This is a genomic window from Gilliamella sp. B2828 (assembly GCF_026537125.1).
Classification (GTDB): Bacteria; Pseudomonadota; Gammaproteobacteria; order Enterobacterales; family Orbaceae; genus Gilliamella.
The window spans coordinates 43,047-49,758 of the sequence record NZ_JAFNMU010000014.1 but is presented as its reverse complement, the minus strand read 5'-3'; the positions used below and the strand labels follow the sequence as shown (position 1 = coordinate 49,758).

General features: G+C 35.6%; 6 protein-coding genes. All 6 read left to right on the top strand.

The genetic code is table 11. The features are described 5' to 3' along the window. Positions 1–206: hypothetical protein (locus J3U19_RS10565; RefSeq protein WP_267346265.1), on the top strand; the 206-nt coding region annotated here is incomplete at its 5' end. A 24-nt stretch (positions 207–230) separates the two neighbouring features. Next, entirely contained in the window at positions 231–1,199 is a 969-nt protein-coding gene (locus tag J3U19_RS10560) for a DUF4123 domain-containing protein (protein ID WP_267346264.1), read from the top strand. Continuing rightward, positions 1,196–4,600, top strand: coding sequence for a T6SS effector BTH_I2691 family protein (locus tag J3U19_RS10555; RefSeq protein ID WP_267346263.1), 3,405 nt, complete (start codon positions 1,196–1,198; stop codon positions 4,598–4,600). Before J3U19_RS10560 ends, J3U19_RS10555 begins: the two co-directional genes overlap by 4 nt. Beyond that, the gene (locus J3U19_RS10550; RefSeq protein WP_267346261.1) at positions 4,593–5,447 is read left to right on the top strand and encodes a hypothetical protein; all 855 of its coding nucleotides are present in this window, start codon (positions 4,593–4,595) and stop codon (positions 5,445–5,447) included. Before J3U19_RS10555 ends, J3U19_RS10550 begins: the two co-directional genes overlap by 8 nt. A 4-nt stretch (positions 5,448–5,451) precedes the next feature. Then, positions 5,452–6,309, top strand: coding sequence for a putative type VI secretion system effector (locus J3U19_RS10545; protein WP_267346260.1), 858 nt, complete (start codon positions 5,452–5,454; stop codon positions 6,307–6,309). 4 nt (positions 6,310–6,313) lie between these two features. Further along, positions 6,314–6,712: hypothetical protein (locus J3U19_RS10540; protein WP_267346259.1), on the top strand; the 399-nt coding region annotated here is incomplete at its 3' end.

Below are 6,712 nucleotides of genomic sequence, written 5' to 3'. Positions count from 1 at the left end.
TTATTTGTGGAGGCTCGTACATCAAAATCAGCGAGGCGGGGATCGAGCTTGGCTCGCCAGAGAATGTTTATCTTAAATGTAATGCGATGCAAAAAATGTCACCAAATAGCATGAATCACTCAACTGAGTTAAGTGATTCTGTCGATTGCCAAGTGACACAAAGGCAACAAGTGAAAGATCAAAACGGTTGTTTCAATCTGGACTAATTAAAACAAAGGGATGTGATAAAAATGCTAAAGTGTGGACAAACGCCGATTGATTTAACATTAATATCTGCACAAGCAATGAATATTGCAAAGCAATTGATCGATGGTTCACGGGATTATAAAAATCGTTGCTTAGTGATACTCGATCCCTTTTTAAACCCGATTAACGAATCGTTTATGAAGTACTATCAATTTCGCATTCGTTTATATCCAATTCCAATCCGCCATCCATCCGTTTTACCCAAAAGGTATCCATGGTTAATTGAACTTGATTTGACGGATAAATATGAACACGCCGTATTAACGTATATGGTAGATAAAGCATTAAAACAATTAACTCCTCAGTCTATTGCATCGGGTCAAGGCCAACAATATTGCGCTTGGTTATTTAGTTCAGAAAAAACAAAATCCATTATACAACAACTAAGTAACATGACCTTGCAACGAAATAACAAAATATTGTTACGTTATTACGATCCAGCTGTGTTTTTTCAGTTGTTACATCTACTCAATCCTGCTCAAAAAAGCCGGTTATTCGGCATCATAGAGATGTGGGCAGTATTAAATCGCCAGGGTGAATTAATCATTCACCAAAATGAGGGGAAGATGGGTTCAAATTTTAGCGATGAACTTTTTATTACCCATAAACAGTATCAACAATTGCAATGTATTGGAATGAATAACATGCTTATCCAAGCAGACAAATTAACCCATCCACAAAAAAAGACAGATGAAATTGAAAATCTACAAACCATTATGCCTTGTCTGCTCCGTTTAAAGGCAAAAAAAATTGAGGATAAAGACTTTCATTTGGAGTGGGCAAAATTAGCGCTAAAATTTGGGAAGGATTTTGATGTTTCTTCACATCTTTATGAAAAAATTGAAAATTTATCAACGGTAAGTGAATATTATCCAATATTAAAAAAATTACACAATTTAAGTCCTCAAGATTGGCAAGCACTAGCCTTAAAAAATAAGGAAGAGAAAGCATGACAGATCCAAAAACAACATCAAATTGTGGATGCCAAACACAGGGGATTGCAATATTACCGGTTAGATACACTGTTGTGCCCAAATACTTAAAAAGTACCCAACCCCATTGGGCAAACTCATCAAATGTAATCAATTTACCCTTATCAGAAGGCTATCAGTATCATGTAAGAACATTACGTGAAGGTTTTTTATACCTTTACATACCCGACAAACTGGGTAGCAAATGGCAAATCTATTCGATTGATAGTAAAGGACATATTATTAAACAATCTTCACATTATGACGCTCAACCGATTGCTGACTCAGAACAAAATTCGGATTATCATTGTCCTGAAGTAAAATCCAATCCATGTCATGATGCGTTTATCACTTTAGCTTATCCTGAACACTTAACCAAAGTCTATTTTGCTTTTAGTGAATACAAATGGTCGGATAACACCATCCAAAAATACGAAAACAATCCCGAACAACGCATGCAAATGATTGACATTTCACAATGGGAAGGTAACGCCGAAAGTGCAACCACGGCTAACCTAAGCAATATTCAAAGTATAGTAGACTTTGATCCTAACGTGGACAGAGAACAACTACCTTATGATGAAAATCGACAGCTTATTTTCAGTAAAGATAATAAACAGGGTCAAAAATGGGTAACATTTCCTGACACGTTTAGCCAAAGTCGTGACAAACAATACCAATTTGACAAAACACTATTGGATAAAAACAGCACGTGTGAACCGTGGGGGCGATTAACATCGGATTCAAGCGAACACTTAGCCAAAACGCTAGCTAAATATAGCCCAAGCAAAAAACCCATGATTATTGCTATTGAAGATCCGATTGGCATTACAACCGAACTCAATGGTTATTATAACGACGCTTATGTCAGGGTTTTACAATTTCAACAAGAACGCCGACTAGAATATGAAGCCTTAGCCTGTATTGAACACGGAAAACATTTAGCAGCGTTAAAAAAATTTTCCGATGATTATTCTTTTCCACCTGAAGATAATTTTTATGTACAAAAAATTATGAAATCAGGCAAAATTGATGACAATCCTGATAAACCCATGTCCAATACTGGTAATGGACTGCATGCGTTAATATGTGAAGAACTCTATGGTAAACCAGGGAGTTATTCATACTATAATAAATTTAAAAATATTTTTTTAATGTCTAAAACCTCCCCAAATCCAGATATATCCCCTTATATGAAATATGTTCTTAAAGAACAACATCATACCATTACCCTAGGTGAGGCACTATACGTTAAAGAAAAACTTCAACCTCAGCTAGTCCAAGAGTATAAAGACATCCTTAAAGATTTTTACAGCCAAGAATTGGCGTTGAAAGCAAAACGCGAAATCGATACTCAAAAATTTTTAAAAAAATACGATGAATTAGTCAATACTAAACCCTTTGAAGACAGGCAAAAAGAGTTACTCGAATTAGTCGACAAAAAATACCAAAGCCGTTCAAAACAGCTGATTACTTGGATTAAAGATAGCAATTTTTATTCCACCGTCTACCATGATCTTGACGGCAATCAACTCTATGAGTTGGACGAAGACTTTCATCCTAAAATTAAAGAGCATAAACAAACATTTGAAAGGGTGCTTCAAGAATCGCTTAAGCATAATGAAATCATGCCAGACGATTTAGAAGAACTTAGAAAAGTAAATATCGAAGGCATAATATTTTTATTTACCATTACTAATGTGACTCAAGGGCTAGAATTATGTGAACAGGGTAAAGCTTTTTTAGACGCCTTTACAAATTTAGATTATGCCAAAACGATCAATGACAACGTCAACGGCATGTTATGGCGAATGTTTGCTTATCATAATGATGATATGCACAGCATGATCAACCAAGTCTTGGACGAAGCCGCAAAGCCAGAAAACAAATCCATTGTTGAAGAGTCAATTGAAAAATTGATACCAAAGTTAGATGATCTACCTTTTAATAAAATAGCTTTGAAATTTAAAAATTTGCAGGATCTTCTTTTGACATTAGAAGAATTAGAGAGAAATGATCCTAATAATCAGATAAAAGAAAGTTTATTTTCTTTCAAATTAATGGGATTTCCGATAAAGCTTAAAATTAAAAGTCTTACTTTAACTGAAACAATCACACTCAAAGCAACTAACTTACTGCAGCCAATTTTTAACCACATTGCTAACTCGTTATACCATGCCAGTACGGTAATATATAAAGCCTTATCATTAACCACAGCTGGGGTTTTAAAAACGACGGCGCTAACTTATTTACATTTAGAATATCAACTCATTGCCGGATTGATTAATTTAGACCCTGGGCCTAATTTTGGCACAGCAACTGTACCCCTGTATTATCCACGTTGGAAGCTTGCCACCCGAATGGCGGTGAACAAAGCCCGAACATTATTAAATGACGCTATCGTTAGCTTGGACAGGCGTCTTAATATTTTGTTTAATCATACGCTGTCACAAGATAAAGCCAACAAAGTGTTTGATTTTATTTTTAAAGCGAGCGATGCCGACCCAGAGATATCAAAAAACCTATCAAGATCACTTAAATCAATGCGCATGTCGGCTGTAGTTGCCATGCTCGAACTGTATAACTTTAATTCGATCAGTAAAACCAATCCTAATCTGGAACAAGACGAACATTATCTCAGCTTAAAAACATCAGCCGGTTTTGCCTTAGCGGCGACCTCGGTTGAACTTATGGCAATGATCACCGCTGTGTATAAAGGAATGCAAAATGTATTTTTTAGTTTAGGTAAAACTTTATCAGGAGTATTAGGAGCGATTTCATCTTTTATTATACTTTTTGATACTTTCAATGAATTTAGCTTTAACAGTAACCAATATAATACCATTCTGTTAAATTTGTTATCAGGTACAAAATCTATTTTATTATTATCAATGGGAATTTCAACCAGCATTATAGGATTATCATATCATTTCGCTTGGTGTCGAACATTTTTAACTACTCGAACAACATTTTGGATGTTAAAAATGGTAGGTAAGGGTGTTGGAAAAGCAAATATTTCATCTATGGCAGGAATTCGGTTAGTTTTGACCAGGTTTTCAGGCCTCTTGGTTATTCTATTTTTCGGAGTTGAAATGATATATGATGCTTTTACAGATGATAATTTTGAAACCTGGTTAAAACGCTGTGCACTGCGCACCGATAAATATTTAATGCCACATAATAAATTCAAAATTTATCAAACGCCTGAACAACAAAGCTCAGCTTATCAAGATGATGTATTAAAGGATATGTTTAATATTGACGATGAGTCACAAAACAATAACAATCAAGCCAATAAAGACAACAGCAACGGTATTGATGTTGATGAAGCATTAGCACTAATAGAACAAGATTTACATAAAAGGGGTTTTTTACATGTCTAAACGTTATGATGTATTAAAAGGAACGGTTAGCCAACTACAAATCTTTGATGACCCAAAAGAGTTACGCTCTGATAATATCGGCTTAATTGCCATAATTGGAGTGTTAATTGTAGGAGTATTTGGATTAGTAGGTGTTTTACTTAATGTATTTACTGCAGGTAATATCACATTAAAAGGAAAAGGATTTTGTTGTTACGTGGGGCGTAAATTTGTAGAAGGAAAATTAACCCATATTGGCTTTAAAAATGGAGACTATGTGGAAATGGTCGTGGATAAAATTGATGATAACTTTTATCAATCATATGCTGTAAGAATCCCTAAAACTCATGCTTTATATTTTCCTCGATCAGTAGGGATGACTACTTTGCTTTTATTGAAATATTTAGCAATAGGTGTTGGGGCTTTTTTCTTATTTATATTTATAATTTTATCTTTTTTGCTCTATATTTATTTGGATGAGGAAATTTTTCTTTCTTCGTATATTAGTGTTATCATTTCTGGCATCATAATGTTTTTTATAATATTTATGATTTTTTTTATACTTTTAGGCGGTTCTCACACTTTTGTTAGTAATCGTATTTTTTCAACTTTAGGCTACCCTAAACCTTTGCTACATGATTGTTCCAAAGAACATTTTCGTTTTAAAAAATTAAATCGCTCTAATAATCCTGAGCTGTATGACGATCCGCAAACTCCCGAATTTGAACGAATCAAAATATATGATCGTAATGCTACTTATTACTGCCGAACGCCAATCTTACCAGATGGGGTCGACGTGATTGATGAACGGGGTTTTACGCCTGATATGGATAATCCACCACCCAAATTAAATCACACGGAACAGTAACAGTATGGTTAAACGGTATAGTATTTTAAAAGGCACAGTCAGCCAACTACAAATCATTGATGACCCAAAAGAGCTAGGTTCGGATAATAATGTCGGCTTAATCGCCATGATAGGGGCGCTGATTACCGGGGCGTTTGGCGTGGCGGCCGCGTTATTGACCACGCTGTCAGTGGGCAGCATTACCTTAGAAGGCAAAAAATTCAGTTGCTATGTGGGGCGTAAATTTGTCGAAGGCAAATTAATTCATATTAGATTTAATAATGGTGATTATGTGGAAATGGTCGTGGATAAAAGCGATGATAATAACCAGTATCAATCTTATGCGGTCAGAATCCCGAAAACTCATGCTTTATATTTTCCTCGTTCAGTAAGTATGCCAACTTTGCTTGGGTTAAAGTATTCATCTATAATATCTGGTGTATTGTGTTTAATTCCTTATTTAATTTTCTTAATATTGCTTTTAACTGATTTAAATGAAGACTTTTTTTTCAATTTTACTTTAGTCACTTTGACCATTTTTTTCTGGTTTTTTGTTTTTACAACTATCATTTTTTTATTAATCGGTGGTCGTTACTCTTTTATCGGTAATCGCATTTTTGCCACATTAGGCTACCCCAAACCTTGGTCTCATGATACGTCAGCTGAACATGAGCGTTTTAAAAAATTAAATCGCTCGGGCGATCCTGAACTGTATGACGATCCGCAAACCCCCGAATTTGAACGAATCAAAATACGAGACGCTAAAGCCACTTATTACTGCCGTACGCCCATTATACCGGATTGGGTCGAGGTGATTGATGAACGGGGTTTTACGCCAGATATTGATAATCCACCACCCAAATTAAATCACACGGAACAGTAACAGTATGGCTAAACGGTATCGTATTTTAAAAGGCACGGTCAGCCAGCTACAAATTATTGATAACCCAAAAGAGCTAGGCTCGGATAATAATGTCGGTTTAATCGCCATGATAGGGGCGCTAATTACCGGGGCGTTTGGCGTGGCGGCCGCGTTATTGACCACGCTGTCAGTGGGTAGCATTACCTTAGAAGGCAAAAAATTCAGTTGCTATGTCGGGCGTAAATTTGTCGAAGGCAAATTAACCCATATTAGTTTTAAAAATGGCGATTATGTGGAAATGGTCGTAGATAAAAGTGATGATAACCAGTATCAATCGTATGCGGTTCGAATCCCTAAAACCCATGCCTTATATTTTCCTCACGCAGTAGATACACCGACTTTGCTTCGGTTAAAGTATTCAACC